This is a genomic window from Streptomyces sp. SLBN-118 (genome assembly GCF_006715635.1).
Lineage (GTDB): Bacteria > Actinomycetota > Actinomycetes > Streptomycetales > Streptomycetaceae > Streptomyces.
Window position 1 is genome coordinate 3,583,246 of record NZ_VFNP01000002.1, and the last position, 25,391, is coordinate 3,608,636.

General features: G+C 69.8%; 23 protein-coding genes and 1 pseudogene. 11 read left to right on the top strand and 13 right to left on the bottom strand.

All coding sequences use genetic code 11. The annotated features are described in order from the left end of the window. Window positions 1-5: 5 nt before the first annotated feature. Both FBY35_RS34850 and FBY35_RS34855 read left to right on the top strand, forming a co-directional pair. Window positions 6-428, top strand: a complete 423-nt coding sequence (locus FBY35_RS34850) for a hypothetical protein (protein ID WP_142217873.1) — start codon at window positions 6-8, stop codon at window positions 426-428. 57 nt (window positions 429-485) lie between these two features. Continuing rightward, window positions 486-1,208, top strand: a complete 723-nt coding sequence (locus FBY35_RS34855) for a nucleotidyltransferase family protein (RefSeq protein WP_142217874.1) — start codon at window positions 486-488, stop codon at window positions 1,206-1,208. A gap of 102 nt (window positions 1,209-1,310) precedes the next feature. Here the strand turns inward: FBY35_RS34855 and FBY35_RS34860 are convergent, their stop codons facing one another. Then, complete coding sequence (locus tag FBY35_RS34860; protein WP_142217875.1) at window positions 1,311-2,918, bottom strand: DoxX family membrane protein; 1,608 nt, start codon at window positions 2,916-2,918, stop codon at window positions 1,311-1,313. A 193-nt stretch (window positions 2,919-3,111) separates the two neighbouring features. Between FBY35_RS34860 and FBY35_RS34865 the strand changes: the two genes are divergently transcribed. From FBY35_RS34865 to FBY35_RS34880, 3 genes are all read left to right on the top strand, one after another. Next, window positions 3,112-4,353, top strand: coding sequence for an IS701 family transposase (locus FBY35_RS34865; protein WP_399208371.1), 1,242 nt, complete (start codon window positions 3,112-3,114; stop codon window positions 4,351-4,353). Between the two features lie 246 nt (window positions 4,354-4,599). Beyond that, window positions 4,600-6,102, top strand: coding sequence for a hypothetical protein (locus FBY35_RS34875; protein WP_142217876.1), 1,503 nt, complete (start codon window positions 4,600-4,602; stop codon window positions 6,100-6,102). 10 nt (window positions 6,103-6,112) lie between these two features. Further along, window positions 6,113-6,730 carry an NUDIX hydrolase gene (locus tag FBY35_RS34880; protein WP_142217877.1) on the top strand — a complete coding sequence of 206 codons (618 nt, stop codon included), beginning with the start codon at window positions 6,113-6,115 and terminating at the stop codon, window positions 6,728-6,730. Window positions 6,731-6,839: 109 nt separating this feature from the next. On the opposite strand, the gene rlmB is transcribed toward FBY35_RS34880, so the two are convergent. The 5 genes from rlmB to FBY35_RS34905 all read right to left on the bottom strand — a co-directional run bounded on the left by rlmB (window position 6,840) and on the right by FBY35_RS34905 (window position 11,455). After that, entirely contained in the window at window positions 6,840-7,793 is a 954-nt protein-coding gene (gene rlmB / locus FBY35_RS34885) for a 23S rRNA (guanosine(2251)-2'-O)-methyltransferase RlmB (protein WP_142217878.1), read from the bottom strand. 85 nt (window positions 7,794-7,878) lie between these two features. Beyond that, on the bottom strand, window positions 7,879-9,279 hold the full coding sequence (cysS, locus tag FBY35_RS34890; RefSeq protein ID WP_142217879.1) for a cysteine--tRNA ligase: 1,401 nt from the start codon (window positions 9,277-9,279) through the stop codon (window positions 7,879-7,881). 148 nt (window positions 9,280-9,427) lie between these two features. Further along, window positions 9,428-9,916 (bottom strand): 2-C-methyl-D-erythritol 2,4-cyclodiphosphate synthase, encoded by a 489-nt coding sequence (ispF, locus tag FBY35_RS34895; RefSeq protein ID WP_142217880.1) that lies wholly within the window; start codon window positions 9,914-9,916, stop codon window positions 9,428-9,430. Further along, window positions 9,906-10,643, bottom strand: coding sequence for a 2-C-methyl-D-erythritol 4-phosphate cytidylyltransferase (gene ispD, locus FBY35_RS34900; protein ID WP_142217881.1), 738 nt, complete (start codon window positions 10,641-10,643; stop codon window positions 9,906-9,908). Before ispD ends, ispF begins: the two co-directional genes overlap by 11 nt. 329 nt (window positions 10,644-10,972) lie before the next feature. After that, the gene (locus tag FBY35_RS34905) at window positions 10,973-11,455 is read right to left on the bottom strand and encodes a CarD family transcriptional regulator (protein WP_003953493.1); all 483 of its coding nucleotides are present in this window, start codon (window positions 11,453-11,455) and stop codon (window positions 10,973-10,975) included. A gap of 612 nt (window positions 11,456-12,067) precedes the next feature. Between FBY35_RS34905 and FBY35_RS34915 the strand changes: the two genes are divergently transcribed. Next, window positions 12,068-12,727: a DUF461 domain-containing protein gene (locus FBY35_RS34915; protein ID WP_142217883.1), complete on the top strand. Its 660-nt coding sequence runs from the start codon at window positions 12,068-12,070 to the stop codon at window positions 12,725-12,727. 166 nt (window positions 12,728-12,893) lie between these two features. On the opposite strand, the gene FBY35_RS34920 is transcribed toward FBY35_RS34915, so the two are convergent. After that, on the bottom strand, window positions 12,894-13,574 hold the full coding sequence (locus FBY35_RS34920; RefSeq protein ID WP_142217884.1) for a response regulator transcription factor: 681 nt from the start codon (window positions 13,572-13,574) through the stop codon (window positions 12,894-12,896). Further along, window positions 13,571-14,827: a cell wall metabolism sensor histidine kinase WalK gene (locus FBY35_RS34925; protein WP_142217885.1), complete on the bottom strand. Its 1,257-nt coding sequence runs from the start codon at window positions 14,825-14,827 to the stop codon at window positions 13,571-13,573. Before FBY35_RS34925 ends, FBY35_RS34920 begins: the two co-directional genes overlap by 4 nt. A gap of 210 nt (window positions 14,828-15,037) precedes the next feature. Between FBY35_RS34925 and phoU the strand changes: the two genes are divergently transcribed. Continuing rightward, entirely contained in the window at window positions 15,038-15,715 is a 678-nt protein-coding gene (gene phoU / locus FBY35_RS34930) for a phosphate signaling complex protein PhoU (protein ID WP_142217886.1), read from the top strand. Between the two features lie 647 nt (window positions 15,716-16,362). Then, the gene (locus tag FBY35_RS34935; RefSeq protein WP_142217887.1) at window positions 16,363-16,590 is read left to right on the top strand and encodes a hypothetical protein; all 228 of its coding nucleotides are present in this window, start codon (window positions 16,363-16,365) and stop codon (window positions 16,588-16,590) included. Between the two features lie 71 nt (window positions 16,591-16,661). Here FBY35_RS34935 and FBY35_RS34940 read toward each other — a convergent pair whose 3' ends face one another. Further along, window positions 16,662-17,423, bottom strand: coding sequence for a phosphoglyceromutase (locus FBY35_RS34940; protein ID WP_142217888.1), 762 nt, complete (start codon window positions 17,421-17,423; stop codon window positions 16,662-16,664). Between the two features lie 163 nt (window positions 17,424-17,586). Here FBY35_RS34940 and FBY35_RS34945 point away from each other — a divergent pair, with 163 nt between their 5' ends. Then, on the top strand, window positions 17,587-18,852 hold the full coding sequence (locus FBY35_RS34945) for an MFS transporter (protein WP_142217889.1): 1,266 nt from the start codon (window positions 17,587-17,589) through the stop codon (window positions 18,850-18,852). 14 nt (window positions 18,853-18,866) lie between these two features. Here the strand turns inward: FBY35_RS34945 and FBY35_RS34950 are convergent. The 4 genes and pseudogenes from FBY35_RS34950 to mshA all read right to left on the bottom strand — a co-directional run. Further along, window positions 18,867-19,211 (bottom strand): annotated as a pseudogene (locus FBY35_RS34950) (DUF2000 family protein); the annotation flags it as partial. A gap of 11 nt (window positions 19,212-19,222) precedes the next feature. Further along, the gene (locus FBY35_RS34955) at window positions 19,223-20,902 is read right to left on the bottom strand and encodes a glycosyl hydrolase family 28-related protein (protein ID WP_260848919.1); all 1,680 of its coding nucleotides are present in this window, start codon (window positions 20,900-20,902) and stop codon (window positions 19,223-19,225) included. 364 nt (window positions 20,903-21,266) lie between these two features. Continuing rightward, window positions 21,267-21,758, bottom strand: a complete 492-nt coding sequence (locus tag FBY35_RS34960; RefSeq protein WP_142217891.1) for a YbjN domain-containing protein — start codon at window positions 21,756-21,758, stop codon at window positions 21,267-21,269. After that, window positions 21,751-23,091: a D-inositol-3-phosphate glycosyltransferase gene (gene mshA / locus FBY35_RS34965; protein ID WP_142217892.1), complete on the bottom strand. Its 1,341-nt coding sequence runs from the start codon at window positions 23,089-23,091 to the stop codon at window positions 21,751-21,753. Before mshA ends, FBY35_RS34960 begins: the two co-directional genes overlap by 8 nt. A 160-nt stretch (window positions 23,092-23,251) precedes the next feature. On the opposite strand from mshA, the gene FBY35_RS34970 reads away from it, so the two are divergent. Both FBY35_RS34970 and FBY35_RS34975 read left to right on the top strand, forming a co-directional pair. Further along, window positions 23,252-24,034 (top strand): class I SAM-dependent methyltransferase, encoded by a 783-nt coding sequence (locus FBY35_RS34970; protein ID WP_142217893.1) that lies wholly within the window; start codon window positions 23,252-23,254, stop codon window positions 24,032-24,034. Window positions 24,035-24,257: 223 nt separating this feature from the next. Next, a complete protein-coding gene (locus FBY35_RS34975; RefSeq protein ID WP_142217894.1) occupies window positions 24,258-25,319 on the top strand; it encodes a C40 family peptidase in 1,062 nt (353 codons plus the stop codon). The last annotated feature ends 72 nt before the right edge of the window (window positions 25,320-25,391 follow it).

Consider the following 25,391-nt stretch of genomic DNA (forward strand, 5'->3'; position numbering starts at 1 on the left):
CTCGCGTGACCCACACAGCCCGCCGAATCGGCCGCTCTCTCGCTCTCGTTCTGCCCGTCGTCCTGGTGCTCTCCGGAACCCTCGCGGTCACCAGCGTCCCGTGGGCAGGGCACAACACCCAGTCGCAGATGCTCACCGCGTCCTCGGAGAACGTGTCCGTGCGCGCCAAGCCCCGCGCTCCGCAGGACATTCTGCGCGACCGCCTCCTCGCCGAGCTTCAGGAGAAGGGCGCGGGCTCCGCCCTCACCCGCCTGCAGCGCACGGTCGAGGAGCGCCCCTCGCTCGCCAGGCACTGCATGTCGCTCGCCCGCGCGCTCGGCCGCGCCGCCGTCGAGAAGTACGGCCCCACGCGGGCGCAGACCTTCTCCCGCCCCGTGTGCGACACCTCCTTCGCGAGTGGCGTCTCCCAGCAGACCCAGGGCAGGTGACCGCGGGGGCGAGGGGGTGTGACATCCCTTCGCCCCTTGCCGCATATCGTTCACGGCATGCATACGCCTTCGTATCCGACGCAGGCCGTGGTCCTGGCGGGCGGCCAGGGCTCGCGGCTGCGCCCGTACACCGATGACCGCCCCAAGCCGATGGTCGAGATCCCGGGGACCGGGACCCCGATCATCGGCCATCAGCTTGCCTGGCTGGCCGCCGAGGGCGTCACGGACGCCGTCGTCTCCTGCGGTCATCTCGCCGAGGTACTCCAGGAGTGGCTGGAGAGCGCCGATCTGCCGCTGCGGGTGACCACGGTCGTCGAGTCGGAGCCGCTGGGCCGGGGCGGCGGCCTCAAGTACGCCGCCGCCCGTCTCCCGCATCCGGACGAGCCCTGGTACGCCACCAACGGCGACATCTGGACCCGCTTCTCGCTGCGCGAGATGGCCGCGTTCCACGGCGAGCGCGACGCCATCGCCACGCTCGCTCTGGCCCGCCCCCGGATCCCCTGGGGCGCGGTCGAGACGGACACCTTCGGCCACATCACGGACTTCGTCGAGTCCCCGCCGTCGCCGTATCTCATCAACGCGGGCGTGTACGTCTTCTCAGCGGCCTTCACGGACCTGCTGCCCGACAAGGGCGACCATGAGCGCACCACCTTCCCCCGTCTCGCGCGTGAGCGCCGTCTGGCGGGTTTCCCGCTGCCTCAGGGCGCGTACTGGCGGGCGATCGACACCGCCAAGGATCTGACCGAGGCCGCCAAGGAGCTCGCCGCTCAGTCGCGTTGACGGATCCATAACCGAAGGGGCGGCCACCGTAGTCACGGTGGCCGCCCCTTCGGTCGTACGCGGACCCGGCCGGCCGGACTCCGCGGACGCTGCCGCGCGGACTCAGCCGAGGATTCCGCCGATCACCCGGCCGCCGCCCGAGCCGCCCGAGGTGCCGTCGCTGCCGGAGCCGCCGGAGGTGCCGCTGCCTCCACCGGAGCCGTCCCCGCCGCCACCGGCGCCTCCGCCACTGCCGGTACCGCCGCTGGACGAGGGACCGGAGCTGCTGGACGGCGGCTGCACGGGCTCGGACTGTCCGGGCGGCTGCTGTCCCGTGCCCTGCGTCTGGCTCGGCCGGTCGCCGATCGTGCCGGTCTCGCGCACCGTCTCCTTGGAGGGGGTCGCCTTCTCGGCCTCGGGGGTGCTGCTCTCGGACGGTGTCGGTGTGCCGCTTTCGCCGCGTGTGCCGGAGGAACTGCGGTCGCCGCTGGGCTCCTGCGGCAGGGGGGATCCGGGGAGGTGGTTGGTCGGGTCCTGGTTGGGCCCCGGCACGGTCACCATGTCCGAGGAGCGCACCGCCCCGCCGAGCACGGAGCCGATCAGGAGGGTGAGGCCGACCACGACGGAGGCGACGACCGTGCCGCGTCGCAGTACGCGCCGGCGCAGTTCCCACAGTTCGGAGCGCGGCCCGAGCTTGCGCCAGGCCTCTCCGGCGAGCCGTCCGTCGACGGAGTAGACCGGGGCGCCCGCGATGATCAGGGGGGACCATGCGGCGAGGTAGGTGATGTCGGGCGCGTCGTACGCCGGAACGGTCTTCCAGCTCACGGTGAGGATCAGCGCCGCCGACAGCAGTGCGCCGATGACGGCCGCGACCCGCTGCCAGAGTCCCAGCACGGTGAGGACGCCGACGACGACCTGGAGGAAGGCGACGGTGAGGCCCGCTCCGACCGGGTGCGACAGCGCGAAGTCGCGCAGCGGTTCGGCAAGTCCCCACGGATGCAGGGAGTTGAGCCACTTCACCATCGAGCCGCGTTCGCCGCCGTCGAAGTAGACGGGGTCGCAGAGCTTGCCCATTCCGGCGTAGATGGAGATGAAGCCGAGGAACACCCGCATGGGCAGCAGGACCACGCCGAGGTTCATGCGCCGCCCGGGGTAGTAGGCGTGCCGCACGGCGTCCGCGCCGTGCCGCTGTACGGAGCCCTCGCCGTCGCTGCCGGTCACGAATTCCTCGTCCCCGTACGGCTCCTGGCCGTAGGGGTGATACGAGTCGTACGCGCCGGCGGCCTGTCGCATGGGGGGCAGCAGCGGCCTGTCCGGGCCACCGGACTCCGCTCCGCCCGCGACGGGCGGGTACGCGGTCCCGGTGGCGCGGCCGGCGGCGCGGTCGATCCGCGGGATGACCTGCGTCGCGCCGGAGACGAACGCTCCACCGTCGAAGCCGCCGGAGTCGTAGGCGGGACTGTCGAAGGTGTCGGTGCCGAAGGTGTCGCGCTCCGCGGTGGAGTTGCGCACGGCCTGGAGCAGACCGGTCGCGCCGGCGTCCCCCGGCGCCGACCTGCCGCTCCACACAACGGGCGCCCGCCGCCGCACCGCCGCACCGGCTCCGCCGACGACGGGGATCCGTGCGGTGTCCGCCAGGGCACGTGCGGGGCGCGGGCTCTGGGCGAGCCGCACCCGGAAGCTGGCGTGGTTCACGATGACCTGCGCGGGATCGCAGTCCACCTTGACCATGCTCAGCGCAGGTTGATCATCGAACCCGGGCCGGGGCGTTCTGGTGTCCACACTCATCTAACCGAGTGACCTGTCGTTAGGACACTGCCCCGGAGGGCCCTATCTGTCCGAGACCCGTCAAGGCCTCCCCGTCTAGTAGTGCATCGTTAGGTTGGTTTGATCGGGTGGCGTGTGGTGGTGCATGCTGCTGGTCGTGGATCTTGGGGAGATCGAGGAACTGCGGGAGAACCTTGGCGAGTTCGTTGCCGAGGCGTTCGCGTCGTTGAAGCGAAAGGATCAGCGCGGGTGGGGGGACTGTTACTTGCGTGGGCTGATGCTGGACGGGCGGCGCAAGTCGATCCAGCCGATGGCCGAGCGGCTGCCGGACGGCAACATGCAGGCGTTGCAGCAGTTCGTCAGCCAGTCGACGTGGGACCACGTTCCGGTGCTGCGGTCCGTTGCGACGAAGGTGGCCTCGGAGATCTCTCCGGAGGCGTGGGTGATCGACGACACCTCCTTCCCCAAGGCGGGAGACCAGTCGGCGGGGGCGGCCCGCCAGTGGTGCGGGGCTTTGGGCAAGAAGTCGCTGTGCCAGGTGGGAGTGAGCCTGCACGCGGTCACCGACGCCGCCTCCGTGCCGCTGAACTGGCGGCTGTTCCTGCCCGCCGAGTGGGCTGATCCGGCCGATGGGCGTCGCGCGAAGGCAGGGGTGCCCGCGGAGGTTGGGCACCGGGAGAAGTGGCGTCTGGCCCTGGACGCGATTGATGAGGCGCTCGGGTGGGGGCTGCCCGGCCGGGTCGTGGTGGCTGATGCCGGATACGGCCAGATGCATGCCTTCCGTGCCGGGCTGGCCGATCGCGGCCTGGACTACGCCGTGGCGGTTCGCGGTGACATCAGCGCTCACCCCGGGCAGGCCGTGCCCATCGCGCCGGAACGAGAAGGGCGGATGGGCGCCCCACGGCTGCCCCGTTACCGCGAGCCGGCCCGCTCCCTGAAAGACCTGGTCACGACCGCCGGGCGGCGTCGGCTGCGGCGTTGCACCTGGCGCCAGGGCAGCAGAGGCGCGATGACCAGCCGGTTCATCGTGCTGGAGGTCCGCCCGGCCGGTGTCGCGGCGACGAAGGCAGCGCGGGAGGAAGCCGGTGGCCGTGCCGGGTGGGACGGCGTTCTGCCCGCCGAGACCCTGATCGCCGAATGGCCGCCGCACCAGGATGAGCCCACTGACTACTGGCTGACCAGCCTCCCCGCCGACACCGCGCTGCGACACCTGGTCCGCATGGCGAAGATCCGCTGGCGGATCGAACACGACTACCGCGAACTCAAGCACGGGCTGGGCCTGGACCACTTCGAAGGCCGCACCTGGCGCGGCTGGCACCACCACGTCACCCTCGTCACCGCCGCCCACGCCTTCCTCACCCTCCGGCGCCTGGACCCAAAAGCCCAAGCGCCGGCCTGACCTTCTACCAAGTCCTCCAGACCCTGCAGGACCTCCTGCTGTGCTGGACCGGCGCATGCCCCACCTGCCACCGAGACTTACCGACCCCGGCCCAGACAGACGGTCACCCACCAGGCGCAACCTAACGAAGCACTACTAGGTCATTGCGGCGAACGTGGCCCGTTCGTGGTTGATGCGTCAATTCGTGTGACGATCACCGGGGTTGGCAGAAGAATGTGAGTCCGTCGCCTCAGAGGGGGATCACCAGTGACCGACCGGGTCGAGTCCGCACGGGCAAGCAATCAACTGACCTTCGGGGACCTCACCGACTATCCCGTGATGGCGCAAGCCCTGGACAACCAGTGGCTGCCACCGGATCTCGCGACCGGACAGCAGCGCCCTCATGCCACAAAGGGCAGTACTCCCAAGGCCGTTGCCGCCGGATCGGCCGAGCTGCGCCGCTCGCTCGTCAACAGCGGCACGCTCGTGGTCAATCGCGCGTATCTCCTCACCAACGAGGCGCTCTATCGCAACTACCGCCCCGGCATCGAACCGGCCGAGCACGAGGCCTTCGTGCGGCTGCTCAACGACCGTGCCCTGGTGCCCTACCTCTACCGGGAACGGGATCCGGGCGAGGAGTACGCCTGGAGCAAGGACAAGCACGTACAGCAGTCGTGGCGGCGGCTGCTCGCCGAGGAGGCGGAACCCGCCTGTGTCCGCTTCGACTGGGACGACGACACCAACAGGGAAGAGACCGGGAAGGTCAGCAACTACTTCTCGACGAGCCTGTCCACACTGCGCCGCCTGAAGATCCCACAGCTCGCCAAGGACCTCGGCATTTCGGAGGATCGCGCCAGGGCGCTGCGTGAGGGAGTCCTGAAGGACATCTACGACTGGGCGGGCGAGCAGGACCCGGACAAGGACATCACCCGCAACGCCGTCTACCAGCAGTTCCTCTGCCGTCCGGGGTCCGAGCCGCATGAGCAGCTCTTCCGGGAGGGGGAGGACGTGCTGCCCGCGAAACAGCTGATCGACCTGCTGTACAGCGTGGGTGTGCCCAAGGCCAGCGGTCTGATCGCGCTGACCCCGCCCGATTCCCCGGCACGCAGCGCCCTTCAGGAACTCGGTGAGGCCGAGCGGTCGCCCGTGGCCGACCCGGAGGCGCTCGGCAGGCTGCTGCGCGACGTCTTCGCCGACGCCCTGCACCGGGCTGTGGACGGGCCCAACTCCTATGCGGACCTCGGCCTTTCCGACATCACCAGGCTGCGCCGCGAGGAAGAATGGCGCTCCTACATCGACGCGCTCAACGGCTTCGTACGGGGCGGTTTCGCGCACGGACGGATCCCCGATCCTGACGCTTTCACGGGCGCGACCTCCGAAATCGCCGACCTGCACGCGAAGATGCTGCGCAAGGCGCGCAAGATCGGCCGCTCGGGGAACGGTTTCCAGCGCGAGATCGGGGTGGCCCTCGTCCTGGAGTCGGCAGGCATCTCGCTCCAGCTCGGGGGCGACGGAGTGTCGTTGCTGTCCGGCTCGGTCCAGCTGGCGAGCGCGGGCCTGGGCGCCCTGATCGTCCGGCTGGTCTTCACCGACGGCGGCAGCCCGCTGCGCAGCGGCCTCGGACACAGCGTCACATTCCCCACCCTCAGGCTGGGCAGTGTGAAGCGGGACTGGGAGACGCTGCTCGGCGCGTACGGCGAACGGATCACGGAAATCGACGCCCTGCCCAGCAGGAACCAGGCCGACCAGCAGATGCCCGACGCCCCGTAGAAGGACTCTCATGAACACCTACGACCGGCTGCGCACCGAGCGCCCCGAGCTCTTCGTCAACCCGCCCGGCGGCATCGAGATCCTGAGCGATCCGGAGTCGGTCGCGGCGGCCGGGGGTGTGGTGTACGAGGACCCGTACGTCATGGTCCTGCGCGACCCGGTCAGGTTCCCCGACGGCAGGACCGGTACATACATCCGCTCCATCGGCACCACCGCGGAGCCGGGCTGTGTGGTGCTTCCGCTGCTCGACGGCGACGTGGTGCTGGTCGAGCACTTCCGGCACGCCACCCGCTCGTGGCTGTGGGAGGTGCCGCGCGGTTTCGGCACCCGTGGGCTCGGCAGCGAGGAGAACGCCGCGAAGGAGCTGCGGGAGGAGATCGGCGCGGGTGTCCTTGAGCTGATCCCGCTCGGTGCGGTCCACCCGGACTCGGGGGCCATGGGCGACCGTGTCCTGCTGTACGCGGCCAGGATCGACGCCATCGGCGCGCTTGCGCTGGGGGAGGGCATCCGGCGCGCGCTGACCGTGTCCTTCGCACAGGCGGAGGAGATGGTGGGCGACTGCCGGATCATGGACGCGTTCACCATCGCGGTCCTCAGCCGCGCGAGGCTCGCGGGTGTGACGGGCTGAGCCTGGGCTCCCGCCGGGGCCCTGCAGGAACCCCGGCCGGGATGAGCGGGCCGGGATCAGCGGGCCTCCCCGGCTTCGGGCGGCCGGCGCCGGCCGCCGGGGTGAACCCTCAGACGCGACGCTTGGCCGCCTCGTACAGCACCACACCCGCCGCAACGCCCGCGTTCAGTGACTCCGCGCCACCCGGCATCGGGATGCGGACCAGGTAGTCGCAGGTCTCGCCGACCAGGCGGGACAGACCCTTGCCCTCGCTGCCGACGACGATGACGAGCGGGCCGCCGAGCGCTTCGAGGTCGCCGACCTCGTGGTCGCCGTCCGCGGCCAGGCCGACGACGGTGAGGCCCGCCTTCTGGTACGACTCCAGGGCGCGCGTCAGGTTGGTCGCGCGCGCCACCGGGGTACGGGCCGCGGTGCCCGCGGAAGTCTTCCAGGCGCCGGCCGTCATGCCCGCCGCCCGGCGCTCGGGCACAACCACGCCGTGGCCGCCGAACGCGGAGACGGAGCGGACGACGGCACCCAGGTTCCGCGGGTCGGTCACGCCGTCGAGCGCGACGATCAGCGGGTCCTCGCCGTCGTCGAAGGCGGCGGCCGCGAGGTCCTCGGGATGCGCGTACTCGTACGGCGGGACCTGGAGGACCAGGCCCTGGTGGTTGAGCCCGTTGGTCATCCGGTCGAGCTCGGGGCGCGGCGCCTCCATGAGGTTGATGTTGCCGCGCTGCCCGGCGAGCTGGAGCGCCTCGCGCACCCGCTCGTCGTTGTCGATGAACTGCTGGACGTACAGAGTCGTCGCGGGCACGCCGTCGCGCAGCGCCTCGAAGACCGGGTTACGGCCGACGACCATCTCGGACGTGCCCTTGCCGCCGCGGCGGGCGACGGGGCGGCGGGCGGCGGTCTTCTTGGCCTGGGCGTTGGCGATGCGGTTCTTCTTGTGGCCCTTGCGGGCGGACGCGGGCGGGGTCGGGCCCTTGCCCTCGAGTCCGCGGCGTCGCTGGCCACCGCTGCCGACCTGCGCGCCCTTCTTGTTGGACGTGCGGCGGTTCCTGCGCTGGCTGTTCCCGGCCATGACTACCTGTTTCCTGAAGCTTTCGAATGCGTACGTACGTAAGAAAGTGTGCCGCCCGGGAGCCCGGGCGGCACATTTTTACTGGTCAGCGCGGTCCCAGCGTCCAGCGCGGCCCGTCCGGACCGTCCTCGACGACGAGGCCTGACTGCTGCAGCTGGTCGCGGATCGCGTCGGCGGTCGCCCAGTCCTTGCGAGCCCGGGCCCCCTCGCGCTGCTGGAGCACCACGCGGACGAGCGTGTCGACGACGCCGTGGAGGTCTTCGCCGCGGTCGTCCTCGCCCGCCCAGTGCGGGTCGAGCGGGTCCAGACCGAGGACGCCGAGCATGGCGCGCAGCTCGGCGAGGCGGGCGACGGCGGCTTCCTTGTCGTCGGCGGCCAGCGCTGAGTTGCCCTGGCGGACCGTGGTGTGGACGATGGCAAGCGCCTGCGGGACGCCCAGGTCGTCGTCCATGGCCTCGGCGAAGGCGAGCGGCACCTCGGGCGCGGGCTCGACGACTCCCCCCGCCTTTTCGGCCACGCGCTGGATGAAGCCCTCGATCCGCGCGAAGGCGGACTCGGCCTCGCGCAGGGCCTCCTCGCTGTACTCGATCATCGAGCGGTAGTGCGGCGTACCGAGGTAGTAGCGCAGCACGACGGGACGCCACTGCTTGACCATCTCGGAGACGAGCACGGAGTTGCCGAGCGACTTGGACATCTTCTCGCCGCTCATGGTGACCCAGGCGTTGTGCACCCAGTACCTGGCGAACTCGTCGCCGAAGGCCTTGGCCTGGGCGATCTCGTTCTCGTGGTGCGGGAAGATCAGGTCGATCCCGCCGCCGTGGATGTCGAAGGTCTCGCCGAGGTACTTGTGCGCCATCGCCGAGCACTCGAGGTGCCATCCGGGCCGGCCACGGCCCCAGGGGGTCTCCCAGCTCGGCTCGCCGGGCTTCGCCGCCTTCCACATGGCGAAGTCGCGCTGGTCGCGCTTGCCGGTCTCGCCCTCGCCGGACGGCTGGCGCAGCTCGTCTAGGTTCTGGTTGGACAGCTCCAGGTAGCCGGGGAAGGAGCGCACGTCGAAGTAGACGTTCCCGTCGGCCTCGTAGGCATGGCCGCGCTCGATGAGGCCGCGCATCATCTCGACCATCTCGGTGATGTGGCCGGTGGCGCGCGGTTCGTAGGTGACCGGCAGGCAGCCGAGGGCGGTGTAGCCGTCGTTGAAGGCGCGCTCGTTCTCGTATCCGATCGACCACCAGGGGCGGTTCTGTTCGGCCGACTTCCAGATGATCTTGTCGTCGATGTCGGTCACGTTGCGCACGAACGTGACCTCGTAGCCGCGGTACTCGAACCAGCGGCGCATGATGTCGAAATTCAGCCCCGACCTGATGTGCCCGATGTGCGGGGCGGCCTGCACGGTCGCGCCACACAGGTAGATCGAGACACAGCCCGGCGTGAGCGGGGTGAAGTCACGGATCTGCCGGGCGCTGGTGTCGTGCAGGCGAATGGTCACGCATCAAGGGTAGTGGCCCCGTACCAGTGCCCCGCGCCCCTATGGCGACGAGGGGACAGGTTTGTGACGTTGCCCGAGCCCGGCACGAGCCGAACCCGGGCCGGAGGCCGGGATTCCCGGCGACAACTCGCCATCCGTGCCGGGCATTTCACCCGTCCGTGCGGAACACCAGTGCCGTGGCGATGGCGGCGAGACCTTCTGCGCGCCCCGTCAGACCGAGCCCGTCGGTCGTGGTGCCCGATACGGAAACGGGCGCGCCGACCGCCGCCCCCAGCGTCTTCTGCGCCTCCTCGCGCCGCTTGCCGATCTTCGGGCGCACGCCGATGACCTGGATGGCGACATTGCCGATCTCGAAGCCTTCGGCCCGTACGATCCGGGCCGCCTCGGCGAGCAGCGTGACACCGGAGGAGCCGGACCACTCTGGCCGCGAGGTGCCGAAATGGGCGCCGAGGTCGCCGACGCCGGCCGCGGAGAAGAGCGCGTCGCAGGCGGCGTGGGCGGCGACGTCACCGTCGGAGTGTCCGGCGAGGCCGTCCTCCCCCTCCCACAGCAGTCCGGCGCACCACAGCTCGCGCCCCGCCTCGAAGGCGTGCACGTCCGTGCCGACGCCGATCCGGGGGACGGTGCTAGAAGCCATCGTTGGCCCTCCTGCGGGCGAGAACCGCCTCGGCGAGTACGAGATCGAGGGGACGGGTCACCTTGAACGCCTCCTCGTGGCCGGGTACGACCACGACTGGCTCGCCGAGCTGCTCGACCATGCTCGCGTCGTCGGTGACGTTGTCGGTCACGGTCTCGTGGGCGCGGACGAGGGTCTCCCGGGCGAAGCCCTGCGGTGTCTGTACGGCGCGCAGCCTGGCCCGCTCGGGTGTGGCGAGAACCGGCTCGGGCGAGCCGTCCGTGCGGGGCTCGACCTCCTTGACCGTGTCGGCGAGGGGCAGCGCGGGCACGACGGCCACAGCTCCGTCGCGTACGGCCTCGATCACCCCGTCGACCGTGTCCACGGGCACCAGCGGCCGTGCCGCGTCGTGGACCAGTACGGCGTCGATGCCGGGCGGCAGCGCGTCCAGGCCGAGCTTCACGGACTCCTGGCGGGTGTCGCCGCCGGGGACGACCAGGAAGTCGGTCCTGTCCGGAAGTGCATGGTCGGCGAGGAGGGACTTCACTTCCGCGGCACCGTCGGGCGGGGCCACCACGACGACGAGCGAGACGGCGCGGGATGCGGCCATGGCTCGTACGGCGTGGATGAGCATGGGCGTGCCGTTCAGCGTACGGAGCGCTTTGGGGGCGCCCGGGCCGAGCCGTACGCCCCGGCCGGCCGCCGGGATCACCGCTGCGGTGCGGAAGGGGAGCGATTGGTCTGACATCGGTTGCACTCCGGCAGGTTTGTTTCCTTGGCCGACATGGGTATGGCCACAGCGTGCCGGGCGCGACGCCTTGACCGGACCCTTCCGTGACAACTGGTCTGCGCCAGCCGCCCGGGCCCGGCACACCAAGCAGTGGGGCTGGGTGCCGTGCGTACGGCGAGCGGGGATTCACGAGCGGATCGCGACACGAGCGATTCGCGCCACGAACAGTGATTCACGAGCAGCGATTCACCGGCGCAGACGAACATGCCGCAGCGCCCGGCGACAGGACTGTCATCACAGCATGTCAGCGGGCACCGCGGCACTTTATTGATTCCAACGCCGGTGCGTCAGGACGCGAGGACCTCGTCGAGCAGAGCCTCGGCCTTGTCTTCGTTGGTGTTCTCCGCGAGGGCGAGCTCGCTCACCAGGATCTGGCGCGCCTTGGCGAGCATGCGCTTCTCACCAGCGGAAAGCCCACGCTCCCGCTCGCGACGCCACAGGTCACGCACCACTTCGGCGACCTTGATGACATCGCCGGAGGCGAGCTTCTCGAGATTTGCCTTGTAGCGGCGAGACCAGTTCGTCGGCTCTTCGGCATACGGTGCACGCAGCACCTCGAAGACCCGGTCGAGCCCGTCCTGACCGACCACATCGCGAACGCCCACGAACTCCGCATTGTCCGCCGGCACGCGAACCGTCAGGTCGCCCTGAGCGACCTTGAGCACCAAGTAGGTCTTGTCCACGCCTTTGATCTGGCGAGTTTCGATGGCCTCGATCAGCGCGGCCCCGTGATGGGGATAGACCACGGTGTCGCCAACCTTGAACGTCATGTGACAGGTACCCCTTCCGTGGCTATCCAGGGTAACACGGAAACGGCTTCTTCTGAATGGCGTTTTCGCAGGTCAGGGCATATCTCGGGGCTTGACAACAGCATCACGAACGTGCTGCGGGCGGCTTCCGGAAGGGGGTATTCGCAGGTCGGAGCGGCTGCACGGGCGGACAGAAACGCGCACGTTACACCCCACACAACCCCCTCCAAGAGGGCCGAAAGTCCCGATTTGCCCGAATCCAAGTGGTGAACTTCCCCTACTCCGTTCGGCGGTCGGCCACCCGTACGGACGGATCCGCCACCGAATCCGGAATTGATCACCGGGACGTATTCGGTAAGGAATGTGCGGCGGCCACGGAATTGATCAACATGGTTATGTGAACGGCGCGCGAAGAGCCGCGTACGAAAGAACAGGATGGCGGTGCGGAGTGCGGAGCGTCCGGGAGCGGCGGAGCCGACGGCCGGTGAAGGGGCGGGTCGGGTGCGGGGCGGGCACAGGCGATCGGTAACCTGAGCGCGAACTGACACGGGCTTAGCGATCTGCATGCCGCTCCCACGCCAGTTCAACAGCCTGTCCGTAGCCAGTCCGTACGTCCAAGGAGATGCCGCCGCCGTGAGCCGCAGCCTTCGACGCGGCGCCCTCGCCGCCACTGCCATCGTGTTCTCGATCGCCTCGCTCTCCGCCTGCGGTGCGGGCACAGACGCGCAGACCCTCCAAGTCCGGCCGGACAACGCCGAGACGACGGTCGACACGATCAAGATCCAGAACGCCACGGTGATCACTCAGCCGCAGGCGGAGGCGGAAGGTCCCGCGGTCGTGTCCGCGACGCTCTTCAACACCGGCTCCCAGGCGCAGACGCTCGACGCGATCACGCTTGACGGGCTGAGCGCTCCGGTGAAGCTGTCCGCCGCGAAGGGCTCGGGATCGATCACGATTCCGGCGCAGGGCTCGATCATCATCGGCGGCGCGGGGAACGCGGCGGCGGTCATCGAGAAGGGCCAGGAGGCGTCGAAGAACGCGGGAGGCGTGCAGAACGTCGTCTTCCGCTTCAGCGAGACGGGCGACGTGAAGGTGCAGTCGGTGGTCGTCCCGGCGAAGAGCTACTTCGAGGGGTACGGGCCGAGCTCCCTGCCGAAGCCGACGACGGAGCCCACCGGCACGCCGACCGGCACCCCGTCGGCCTCGGCCACGGGCCAGCCGGGCAACGGCGAGTCCGGCGAGCCGGGCACCGCGTCGGACTCCGCCTCGGCGTCCCAGGACGCGGGCAACTGACAGACACGGGGGCGCCCCGCCGGATCCTCTCCGGCGGGGCGCCCCCGTACTTCTGTCCGGCCGCGGGCCGGACAGGATCCCTCGTGCGCCCCTCGCACCGCTCGGCACCGGCGCGCCCCCACGGGCTTCGCGCCCGACTCCGTCGGGCCTGAGGCCGCGGGCCGGTTTACGGCTCGAACTTGTAGCCCAGGCCACGCACCGTCACCAGGTACCGCGGCGCACCGGGGTCAGGCTCGATCTTGGCCCGCAGGCGCTTCACATGGACGTCCAGCGTCTTCGTGTCGCCCACGTAGTCCGCGCCCCAGACCCGGTCGATCAGCTGCATACGGGTCAGCACCCGGCCCGCGTTGCGCAGCAGCATCTCCAGCAGGTCGAACTCCTTCAGCGGGAGGTCGACCTTTCCGCCCGACACCGTGACGACGTGGCGGTCCACGTCCATCCGGACCGGGCCGGCCTCCAGGGCCGCCGGGGTGACCTCCTCCGGCTCGCCGCGGCGGCGCAGGACCGCGCGGATGCGGGCGACCAGTTCCCGCGAGGAAAAGGGCTTGGTGACGTAGTCGTCAGCTCCTATTTCCAGCCCGACGACCTTGTCGATCTCACTGTCCTTGGCGGTGACCATGATCACCGGGACATTCGAGCGGCCGCGCAGCTGGCGGCAGACCTCGGTACCCGGAAGCCCGGGCAGCATCAGGTCGAGGAGGACGAGGTCGGCGCCATTGCGCTCGAACTCGTCGAGACCCTCGGGCCCCGTGGTCGCGATGGCGACCTCGAAGCCCTCCTTGCGGAGCATGTAGGACAGGGCGTCGCTGAATGATTCCTCATCCTCGACGACGAGCACTCGGGTCACGGAAGGACCTCCGGGGCAGGAATTTCGCTGTTCGGATCGGTGTCGTAAGGCCGGTCGTCGTCCTCGTCGACGCGATTCGGTCCGGTGGATGAACGGTCCCGCACGGCGCCCGCTTCGGGAAGCCGCAGGGTGAAAGTGGAGCCCTGTCCCTCGGAGCTCCATACCGTGACTTCCCCGCCGTGCGAGGCGGCCACGTGTTTGACGATTGCCAGGCCCAGGCCGGTGCCCCCGGTGGCCCGGGACCGGGCGGGGTCGACGCGGTAGAACCGCTCGAAGACCCGCTCACGGTCCTTCTCGGAGATGCCGATGCCCTGGTCGGTGACGGCGATCTCGATGAGATCACCGCCGGGCGCGGACACGCGACGTGCGGCTACCCCGACCCGGGTGCGGGCCGGGGAGTAGTTGACGGCGTTCTCGACGAGGTTGCCGAGTGCCGCGGCGAGCTGGCCGCGATTGCCCCAGATGTGCAGGTCGGCGGTACCGCCCGCGGCCATCGTGATCTGCTTGGTGGACGCGGGGTGCCGGGAGCGGTCGATGGCCTCGGCGACCAGTTCGTCCACGCGGACAGGTTCGGCGTCCTCCAGCGGGTCGTCGTTCTGCACCCGGGAGAGGTCGATGAGCTCCTGTACGAGATTGGTGAGCCGGGTCGCTTCGATCTGCATGCGGCCGGCGAAGCGTTCCACCGCTTCGGGGTCGTCCGAGGCGCCCATGACCGCCTCGGAGAGCAGGGAGAGCGCGCCGACCGGGGTCTTGAGCTCATGGCTGACGTTGGCGACGAAGTCGCGCCGTACCGCTTCTATCCGGCGGGCCTCGGTGAGATCCTCGACGAGCAGCAGTACGAGCCGGGAGCCGAGAGGGGCCACCCGGGCGGAGACGGCGAGGGCCTCGCCCCGGCCGGTACCGCGACGGGGCAGATCCAGTTCGACCTGCCGTATCTCGCCGTCCCGGCGGGTGTCGCGGGCCATGTGCAGCATCGGTTCGACGGCGAGCTTCCCGCCGCGCACCAGACCGAGGGCGTACGCCGCGGAGCTGGCCTTGACGACGGAGTCGCTCTCGTCGAGGACGACCGCGGAGGAGCGGAGTACGGACAGGACCGTGTCGACGCCGGGCGGCAGAACGGCGTCGGTGTGCAGGGAGGTGCGGGTGGGTCTCGCCTGGTCGCGTTCGCTCCAGCGGAACGCCAGCATGGCGATGACACCGGTGCACAACCCGGCGATCGCTGCCGCTGCGGCGACCGCCGCGTTCACGTCCATGCACCCAGGTTATGCGTGGCCGGGGAGATGCTCCCAGCCAATCGGGTGGCACCTCGAACAGTCGTCGCCCAGAGTTCACCAAGGGGATAGGGCTGATTCACTTCCGGGGGAGGCTCCCGACGCGTAACGGACAGACCGTGGGAGCGTGGGGGTCCGACACACACCCCCTGACCCACCCGGACCCCGGTCGCATCAAGAGAGGGACATCCCATGCGGGACGCGTACCACGAGGAACTGGACTCGATCGGCGAGGGCCTGGTCGAGATGGCCCGGCTGGTCGGGTCGGCGATCGGGCGCGCCACCACGGCCATGCTCGACGCCGATCTCAAACTCGCCGAGAGCGTGATCGCCGCCGACCAGAAGGTCGACGATCTGCAGCACGACCTGGAGGCACGGGCGATCGCCCTGCTGGCGCGGCAGCAACCCGTCGCGACGGATCTGCGGATCGTGGTGACCTCGCTGCGGATGAGCGCGGACCTCGAGCGCTCGGGCGACCTGGCCCAGCATGTGGCCAAGCTGGCCCGGCTGCGCTACCCCGACTCCGCGGTTCCGCACGACCTGTACGCGACCATCCTGGAGATGGGACAGCTGGCGCAGCGGCTGATGGCCAAGGCGGCGGAGGTCATCATCACCAAGGACGTCGATCTGGCCCTCCAGCTGGAGACGGACGACGACGAGATGGACCTGCTGCACCGCACGCTCTTCCAGCACCTGATGGACGACCGCTGGAAGCACGGCATCGAGACCGCGGTGGACGTGACGCTGCTCGGCCGCTACTACGAGCGCTTCGCCGACCACGCGGTGTCGGTGGCGAAGCGGGTCGTCTATCTGGTGACGGGCGAGCACGCGGACGAGCTCCAAGCGCCGACGCAGGTCGAGGGCGTGTAGTTCTCTCCCGGGGTGCGTTGTGCCTCCGCGCGCTGTTGATGCGCCCGCAGGAGCGGGCATGCAATGGGCAGAGGCGGCACATCTCGTCCGCCCATGAGGAGGGACCCATGGCCGAATCCCCCACTACCGACGCTCAGCAGGAAACCCCCGCCGAGGCGGTGTTCCTGCCCGTGCTCGGTGCCTGCGGCTGCGGCTCGGGCTGTGGTTGCGGCTGCCAGTCGGGCGGACCGTGTCAGTGCGGTGGCTGCTGCGGCTAGGCGATTGGTTAGCTACGCGTGGAGTTACTTACGCGTGGAGTTACTCACGTGCGCGTGTAGTGAAAGGGCTCCGAATTCCCTTGCGGACGGGGCCCTTTCGCATGTCCGTTACTGGTAGTCCGCCAACCTTTGTAACAATCGCTCCGAATTGGTTGACAGCGGGCGAGCCTCACGAGAAGCCCGGTCGCATACATGCGGCAGTCCGGAAATATGCCCCAGTACTGCCGTCGGGCTTCAAGTCCCCCGCTGGGCGCAGTGACTGCCTCATGGGCACCACCGACCTTGCGGCATTGAGGCACCCGCAGAACCACTCGGAATACCCGTCGCCGCGAGGGCCGGACCTTCAGTTGCAGCGCTGAAGTGGCACCAGAGAAAGGACGGGAGAGCATCATGATGCAACGAATAGGGCGAGTCGTCGCGGCGACGGCACTCGTGGCAGCCGGCATCTTCGGCGCCTCGGCCCAGGCCTTCTCCGCTCCGCAGCCTCCTACCAACGGCGGCAACGGCGCAGGACAGAGCGGGCAGTGCACCGGACCGGCCTCCGAACGCCCCACCTCCTGCCAGAGCCCCGGCGGAGTGAGCGATCGCCAGCCCTTCGAGCCCAATGAAGGCCGATAACACCCCAGACGTGAGACAAAGCCCTCCACCTGCGGAGAACCCACAGGTGGAGGGCTTTGTCGCGAGTGCAGTTACTTCTTCTTGCCCTGGTTCTTGACCGCCTCGATCGCCGCCGCCGCCGCGTCCGGGTCCAGGTACTGTCCGCCCTTGGTGAGGGGCTGGAAGTCGGCGTCCAGCTCGTAGTAGAGCGGGATGCCGGTCGGGATGTTCAGGCCCGTGATGTCCGCGTCGGAGATGCCGTCGAGGTGCTTGACCAGGCCGCGCAGGGAGTTGCCGTGCGCGGCGACCAGGACCGTCCGGCCCGCCAGGAGGTCCGGGACGATGCCGTCGTACCAGTACGGCAGCATGCGCTCGACGACGTCCTTGAGGCACTCGGTGCGCGGACGCAGCTCGCTGGGGATCGACGCGTAGCGCGGGTCGTCGCTCTGCGAGAACTCCGTGCCGTCCTCGAGAACCGGCGGCGGGGTGTCGTACGAGCGGCGCCAGAGCATGAACTGCTCCTCGCCGAACTCGGCCAGGGTCTGCGCCTTGTCCTTGCCCTGCAGCGCGCCGTAGTGACGCTCGTTCAACCGCCAGGAGCGGTGGACCGGGATCCAGTGGCGGTCCGCCGACTCCAGCGCCAGCTGCGCCGTGCGGATGGCGCGCTTCTGGAGCGAGGTGTGCAGTACGTCGGGGAGCAGGCCGGCGTCCTTGAGCAGCTCACCGCCGCGGACTGCCTCCTTCTCGCCCTTCTCCGTCAGGTTGACGTCCACCCAGCCGGTGAACAGGTTCTTCGCGTTCCATTCGCTCTCGCCGTGGCGGAGGAGGATCAGCTTGTACGGTGCGTCGGCCATGCGTACGAGACTAATCGACGCATCCGCCGCCCCGCTCGGGTGCCCGCAGTGCGGACTTGATCGACGTCCGCCGGCAAATGACTGGCGGGTGGAGACTCGCCGTATGTAACGTGCGGATGGCCTTCAGGCCACTTACAGCGCCTGCTCCCCGGGGGGAATCCGTATGTTCATAGCCGGCCTGCGACGTGCCGCGCGAGAGAGCGTCTCGGGGCTTCCCCGTGAGTTCTGGTGGCTGTGGACGAGCACGCTCGTCAACCGGCTCGGAGCGTTTGTCGCGACGTTCATGGCGCTGTACCTGACCGTCGACCGGGGCTACTCGGCCTCGTACGCGGGTCTCGTGGCCTCGCTGCACGGGCTCGGCGGTGTCGTCTCCTCGCTCGGCGGGGGTGTGATGACCGACCGGCTCGGGCGGCGGCCCACGTTGCTGATCGCACAGACATCCACGGCCGTCTCCGTCGCGGTGCTCGGCTTCGTCCAGCATCCGGTCGCGATCGCGGCGGTCGCCTTTGTCGTGGGTATGGCTTCCAATGCCTCCCGGCCCGCCGTGCAGGCGATGATGGCCGACATCGTCCGGCCCGAGGACCGGGTGCGGGCCTTCTCGCTCAACTACTGGGCGATCAACCTGGGTTTCGCCGTCTCCTCGGCGGCCGCCGGATTCGTCGCCGAGTACAGCTATCTCGCCGGATTCCTGGGCGAGGCGGCGATGACGCTGATCTGCGCGATCGTCGTCTTCGTCAAGCTGCCCGAGTCGCGGCCCGAGCGTGTGGAGACGAAGGGCGCGCCGGCGGAGCCGCAGATCAGTATGGGGACCGTCCTGCGCGACGGGCGGTTCATGAGCGTCGTCGGACTGTCGTTCCTGATCGCGCTGATCTTCATGCAGGGGAACGTCGGGCTGCCGCTGGCAATGGGGGCGGACGGTTTCTCCAGCTCGGACTTCGGTATCGCGATCGCGGCCAACGGTGTGCTGATCGTGGCCCTGCAGATCCCGGTCACCCGCTTCATCGAGCACCGCGACGCACGCAGGCTGCTGATCATCTCCTCGCTGCTCGCGGGGTACGGCTTCGGGCTCACCGCATTCGCCGGATCGATCGCCGTGTACGCGCTGACCGTGTGCGTCTGGACCCTGGCCGAGATCGTCAACGCGCCCACCCAGACCGGGCTCGTGGTGCGGCTCTCGCCCCGGCACGGCCGCGGCCGCTACCAGGGCATGTACACCCTGTCCTGGTCGGTGGCCGCGCTGGTCGCCCCGCTGCTCGCCGGTTTCGTCATCGACCGGTTCGGAGCGGAGTGGCTGTGGGGCATGTGCGCGGTCCTCGGCACGGTGGCAGGGCTCGGGTACTGGCTGCTGATGCGCGGCCTGCCGAATCAGGACAGCGAGGAGGAGGCGTCTCCCGAGGGCACCGAGAAGGCGGCGGCGGTCAGCGCGTGACGGCGACCGGCGCGTCACGGATGCATCCGCGCCCCCTTGAACACCTTGTCCACGGCGTTCCGCGGCCCGTGCGCCGCGAGGCCGACGAGGTCCAGATCCCCCGTCGGCACGGCCCGTACGGCCGCCCGGTTGTCACGGTCGTTGCCCGTGGTGAACAGATCGGACGTGTAGACGGCGCGCGGGAGGGAACGGGCCAGCACGCGCGCGTGGGCCGCCGTCAGGGTCTCCTTGGTGCCCTCGAAGACCAGGACCGGCTGGCGGAACATCGGGAGGTACGGGACGCCGTCCGCGTCCTCGTAGGGTTCGCCGATCACCTCCGGGAGCTGTGAGCCCAGGCCGCTGACCAGGAAGGCGGTCAGCCCCCCGGTCGCTACCGCTCCAGCTCGCGCTGAGCCTCGTACAGATTGCGGGGCCTTACCGCGCCCGGCTGTCCGTACGCCTCCAGGCGGGAGTTCAGCGCGCCGCCGAAGTCCGGCCCGTCGGTCTGGTCGAACTCGCGGACCGTGCTGATGGCGACGGTCGCGCTGTACGGGGCGATCTCGTCGATCTTGATCAGGCCCGCGCGTCCATTGGTGACGGTGACGTTCCAGTGGGTGAAACGGGCGCCGTAGAGGGGTCCCGCGGATGCGTCGCCGCCGTGGCGGCCGGTGTTGTCGACGGTGATGTCCGTGCGGACGTTGGCGAACGGCATACCGCGGTGGGTGTCGAACGTGCCCATCTCCATCTGCCCGCGCGACCAGACGTTGTAGCTGGACAAGCCCTCCACGTTGATGCCGTGGAGCTGGGTGCCGGCCGGAGCCGGGACGGTGCGCCCGGCGATGGTGAAGTCCTCGACGAGGTTGTCGTGCGAGCCCTCGCGGCAGAAGTACGGATGGTGCGAGCCGCGGCCCTCGACGCGCGTGCGGCGCAGGGTGCACGCGGACGCGGCGACGAGGCCGAAGCCGTTGTCGACATGGCGGACAGTGATGTCGTCGGCCCAGCAGTCGTACGCGCACTGGAAAGTGACGCCGTTGTAGCCCTTGTCGAGGAGGTGCTGGGACTGCGGAGTCTGAATCGCCTCCAGGGTCAGGCCCTCGACTCCGGAGCCGGTGAGCGGAGTGACGAGGGTGACGATACGGGGGTCCCATTCGGGGCGTGTGTCGAGCGGCAGGGGGCGCTCGAAGGTGACCTTGTTCCGCTTGACTGCCGTGATGCGTACGGGCCATTCGTAGGGGACGTAACTGGTCAGCTTGGTCTTGTCGTCCCAGACATACGCCTCCGGGCCCGCGCCGCCGCCCGCCATGTGTTCCAGGAGCGTGTGGCCCGCGTCGTCGGCGAGGCGGAGCAGGACGAGCTGTCCGCGGTGCAGCGCCGTGGTGTCGTCCACCCCGACCGACCAGTCGCCGCGCCTGGCGGGCCGGACGGCGGCGAGGGTGCGCCACTCGTCACGCTTGTTGCCGGTCCAGCCCTCGAAGGGCCAGGCCTTGGCCTTGATGGCGGTGGTGAGGCTGTCCCAACGATCGTTCGGGCACAGCCAGATGAGCCCCCCGGCCCAGGACCAGGAGGACTTGTCACCGCCGTAGCGGCTGCCGTAGGGGCCGACGAGCTCGGTGAGGTTCTTCGTCGCGTACAGCTTGGTGCGGCCGCTGCCGGCGCCGCGCAGGACGACGTTGCTGTGCCCGATGCGGATGAGGTCGTCGATGCGGTAGGTCCCGTCGGGGATGTGAACCGTGCCGCCGCCGCGTTCGCCGACAGTGGCGAGGGCACGGTTGATGGCGGGAGCGGCGTCGGCGGAGCCGTCCCGCTTGGCCCCGTGGGCAAGGACGTTGGCCAGCACGGGGCGCCGGGGGAAGTCTTCGGCACCACGGCGTTGGCCGGCTCGTCCGACGTACGGGATCTGGGGGTGGGTGTACGGGCTGCGGCGGAACTCGGCCCAGAGGGGAGATGCGGTGGAAGTCTTGGCGGCGGCGCTCGCGGTGCCGGCTGAGCCGCCGGTGGCGCAGGCCGCCGCGACGGCTGTGGCACTGCCGAGCAGACTCCGTCTGCTGATGGCGTGTTGACCGGTCTCCATGAGCCCGCCTTCCATGGATGTGAACGACGTTCAGGTGTGCGTCGGCGGTGAGCATGCCATGGGTTGCGGGGCGCGGGAAGAGTTCGCGCGGGGGTTCGTGGTCCGGCCGAGGTCTCCCCTGCGGCCTGGCGGTCGTGGGAGTACCGCCATCCCGCTGTGACATTTGCGGCTCCGCCGCGTGTGGGGCTTCGCCACGTACCCCGATACGCGCTTCGCGCGTGTCCTCAAACGCCGGACGGGCCGGCTGTGCGGCCCAGCCGCACATTCAGCCGCGCGGGGCCCGGACGAAGTCTGAGGCAGTTTGAGGCGCGGGTCCGGGGCGGAGCCCCGGTTACGGGAAAGGGCGGGGCGGGGAAACCCCAGCTCACCCCTGAGTCAGATGCGTGAACGCATCCAGGTTCCGCGTCGACTCCCCCCGCGACACTCGCCACGCGTACTCCCGGCGGATCGCGCTCGCGAAACCCATCTCCAGCAGCGTGTTGAACGCGCCGTCCGCCGCCTCCAGCACCGTGCCGAGCAGGCGGTCCAGCTCCTCCTCGCTGATCACGGAGAGCGGGAGGCGGCCGGTCAGGTAGATGTCGCCGAGGCGGTCGATCGCGTAACTCACCCCGTACAGACTCAGGTTGCGCTCCAGCAGCCACCGGTGCACCGCCGCGTCGTTCTCGTCGGGGTGGCGGATGACGAAGGCGTTGACCGACAGGGAGTGCTTGCCGACGCGCAGGGAGCAGGTCGTCGACAGCTTGCGGGTGCCGGGGAGTTTGACCACGTACGAGCCGGGTTCCGGGCTCTCCCACTCGAGTTCCGCGTCCTTCAGCGTCCGCTCGATGACCTGCGCCGTCTGCTGTACGTCAGCCATGGTGCGAGCGTACCCGGCGGCGGTGTTCGTACATCGCCGCCGTGTAGACGTCCGCCGTCGCCGATGCCGCCGTGTCCCAGCCGAAGGACTCGGCGTGCCGGGCGGCCGCCGTGCCCATCCGGGCGACGAGGGAGGGGTCGGCGATGAAGCGGTACAGCGCGTCGGCGTAGTGGGCCGGGTTGTGGCCCTGGACGAGGACGCCGGTCCGCTCGTCGCGTACCGCCACCGGCAGGCCTCCGACGGCCGCCGCCACCACCGGCGTGCCCGCCGCCTGAGCCTCGATCGCCACCAGGCCGAAGGATTCGCTGTACGAGGGCATGACGAGCGTGGACGCGGCCCGGAACCAGTCCGCGAGCAGGTCCTGGCCGACCGGCGGCTGGAAGTGGACGAGGTCCGCGATGCCGAGGCGGGCGGCCAGTTTCTGCAGGCCCTCGGGCTTGGCCAGACCGCTGCCGCTCGGGCCGCCGACGATCGGCACGAAGAGCCGGGAGCGCAGCGAGGGGTCCTGTTCCAGGAGGAGCGCGACCGCGCGGAGCAGGATGTCGGGGGCCTTCAGCGGCTGGATACGGCCGGCGAAGAGCGGGACGAAGGCGTCTTGGGGCACCCCGAGGCGTGCCCTGGCGGCTGCGCGCCCGTCGGCGGGACGGAAGCGGTCCAGGTTCACGCCGGGGTGTACGACGGCGACCTTCGCCGGATCGGCGTCGTAGAAGCGGACGAGTTCGTCGGCCTCCTCCGCGGTGTTGGCTATGAGCCGGTCCGCGGCGGCGACGATCTGGGTCTCACCGATGACGCGGAAGGAGGGCTCGGGCGTGTCACCGTCGGCGAGCGCGGCGTTCTTGACCTTGGCCATGGTGTGCATGGCGTGCACGAGCGGGACGCCCCACCGTTCGGCGGCGAGCCACCCGACATGGCCGGAGAGCCAGTAGTGGGAGTGGACCAGGTCGTAGTGGCCGGGGCGGTGTCCGGCCCAGGCCTGCATCACGCCGTGCGTGAAGGCGCACAGCTGCGCCGGGAGCTCTTCCTTGGCCAGGCCCTCGTACGGTCCGGCGTCGACATGGCGTACGAGCACGCCGGGGGCGAGTTCGACGACCGGCGCCAGCTCGCCCGCGGTGGCCCGCGTGAAGATCTCGACCTCGATGTTGATCGCTGCGAGCCGCTTGGCGAGTTCGACGATGTAGACGTTCATGCCGCCCGCGTCGCCGGTTCCCGGCTGGTGCAGCGGGGAGGTGTGAACGCTGAGCATGGCGATCCGGCGCGGCTTGCGATGGCCGCCGGGGAACCTGATGCGTGGAGCCACCAGACCACTGCCGAGGCGGGAGACGTACTGGCTCACGTCGAAGGTCCTCCTCGCTCCGGGCAGGGCAGGCTGCGGGCAGCAGCAGCCCTTCAGAGCCTCACAACAGCGGAGGTCCGGCTTCCATTTCCCTCCCGGCCCCGCTTTGCCAAATCATTACCGGCCGGAGGCCGTGTCGGGAGCGCATACCCTCGCTTCTATGACCCGCCCCGTCGGGACCGCGACCCGCGGGACGACCAACCCCAACCGGCTGCGCCGCATGGACCGCTGGATCGCGGCCACGCACGGCCCGGCGCTGCGCCGCGGCGACGTACCCGTCGCCGTCGACCTCGGGTACGGGGCCGCCCCCTGGACCGCCCTGGAGCTCCTCCAGCGACTGCGCACCGCCGACCCGCGCTGCGAGGTCGTCGGCATCGAGATCGACCCGGCGCGGGTCGCGGCTGCGAAGCCGTACGAGCGCGAGGGGCTCAGCTTCCGCCACGGCGGCTTCGAGGTGCCGCTCACGACGCGGCCGGTGCTGATCCGGGCGGCCAATGTGCTGCGCCAGTACGCCGAGGGCGAGGTCGCCGCCGTGTGGGCGCGGCTCTGTGCCCGCCTGGCTCCGGACGGGCTGCTCGTCGAGGGGACCTGCGACGAGATCGGGCGGCGGCACGTGTGGGTGGCGCTGGGCCCCGAGGGTCCGCGCACGGTCACCTTCGCGACCCGCCTCGGCTCCCTGGAGCGCCCGTCCGATCTGGCCGAACGCCTCCCCAAGGCGCTGATCCACCGCAATGTGCCGGGAGAGCCGGTGCACGCGTTCCTGCGGGACTTCGACCGGGCATGGGCGGCAGCCGCTCCCTACGCCTCATTGGGCGCCCGGCAGCGCTGGATCAGGGCCGTACGGGATCTGGCCGCCGACTGGCCACTCGCGGACGCACGGGGGCGCTGGCGGCAGGGCGAAGTCACGGTGAACTGGGCTGCGCTCGCGCCCAATTCCGGATGATTTGTACCACCCTCCGGATGAACATCTTTCGAACAGGGGAACGCCCAGGGCGCGTTGTTCGTCCCTGACGGGTGGGGTTGATCCACCAGTCGGCAGATCATGGCCGGTTGACCCTGTCGGTTTCGTGGGTGTCGTGGCACCATCGCGACGTCACTCGTACGTTACTGACGGTAAATCACATGTCAGGTGCTCCGGCGTCCACCCGGAGCCCGGAGGGGGAGTCGTGAACCGACGCCACTGTGCCACTGCCGCGATCGCCCTGGTCTGCGCTCTGACCGTGCTGGCGTCACCGGGCCAGGCCTTCGCGGCCCCCGAGCCGCCGCCTGCCACGCAGGGCACGCGGGAGCACAAGAAGTCACTGGAAGACGTGCGCCTGGAGCTCGACGCCCTCTACCGCAAGGCCGCGTCGGCGACCGACGCGTACAACCTCGCCGAGGAGCGGGCCGAAAAGCAGTCGGCCGAGATCGTCAGACTGGCCCAGGAGATCGTGAAGGGCCAGGCCCGTATCGAGGAGCTGAAGAACCGCGCGGGCGCCGCCGCCCGCGCCCAGTACCGCGGCGGCGGACTGCCGGCCGAGGCGCAGTTGATGCTCACCGACGATCCGCAGCTCTTCCTGGACAGCGCGGGCCGGATCGCGCAGGGCCAGAAGGCCACCAAGGACCTCCTCGGCGAACTGACCAGGACACAGGCCGACTTGGCGTCGTACACCAAGGACGCGAGCGCCCAGTGGCAGAAGCTGGAGTCCAACCGCCTCAAGCAGGCGCAGGCGAAGAAGGAAATCAACGCCCAGATCGCCGCAGCCAAGGCAATAGAGGACAAACTGGAGAAGGAGGAGCGGGCGCGGCTCCTCCAGCTGGAGCAGCAGGCGGAGTACAAGGCGCAGACGGCCTGGCTGGGTTCGGGTGTGCTCAAGGAGATCAACGGCAAGTCGAGCGAACAGGGAAAGAAGGCGGTCCGGTTCGCCACGGCGCAGCTCGGCAAGCCGTATGTGTGGGGCGCCGAGGGCCCGCGGTCGTACGACTGCTCGGGGCTGACGTCCCAGGCCTGGGCGGCTGCCGGGCGGGGCATCCCGCGCACCTCGCAGGAACAGTGGCGGCTGCTGCCCAGGATCGACATCAAGGACATGCGGCCCGGCGACTTGATCATCTATCACGCGGACGCCAGCCATGTGGGCATGTACATCGGCGACGGTGCGATCGTCCACGCGCCGCGTCCCGGGCGGAATGTGACGATCGCGGGTGCGGGCTCGATGGCGATTCTCGGAGTCGTACGCCCCGACAAGTGACGTACCGGTGACGCAGGGGTGGCCGGCACGTGATGTTCGTCATGGCTGGCCGAGCGGGTACTGAGCAAGTAC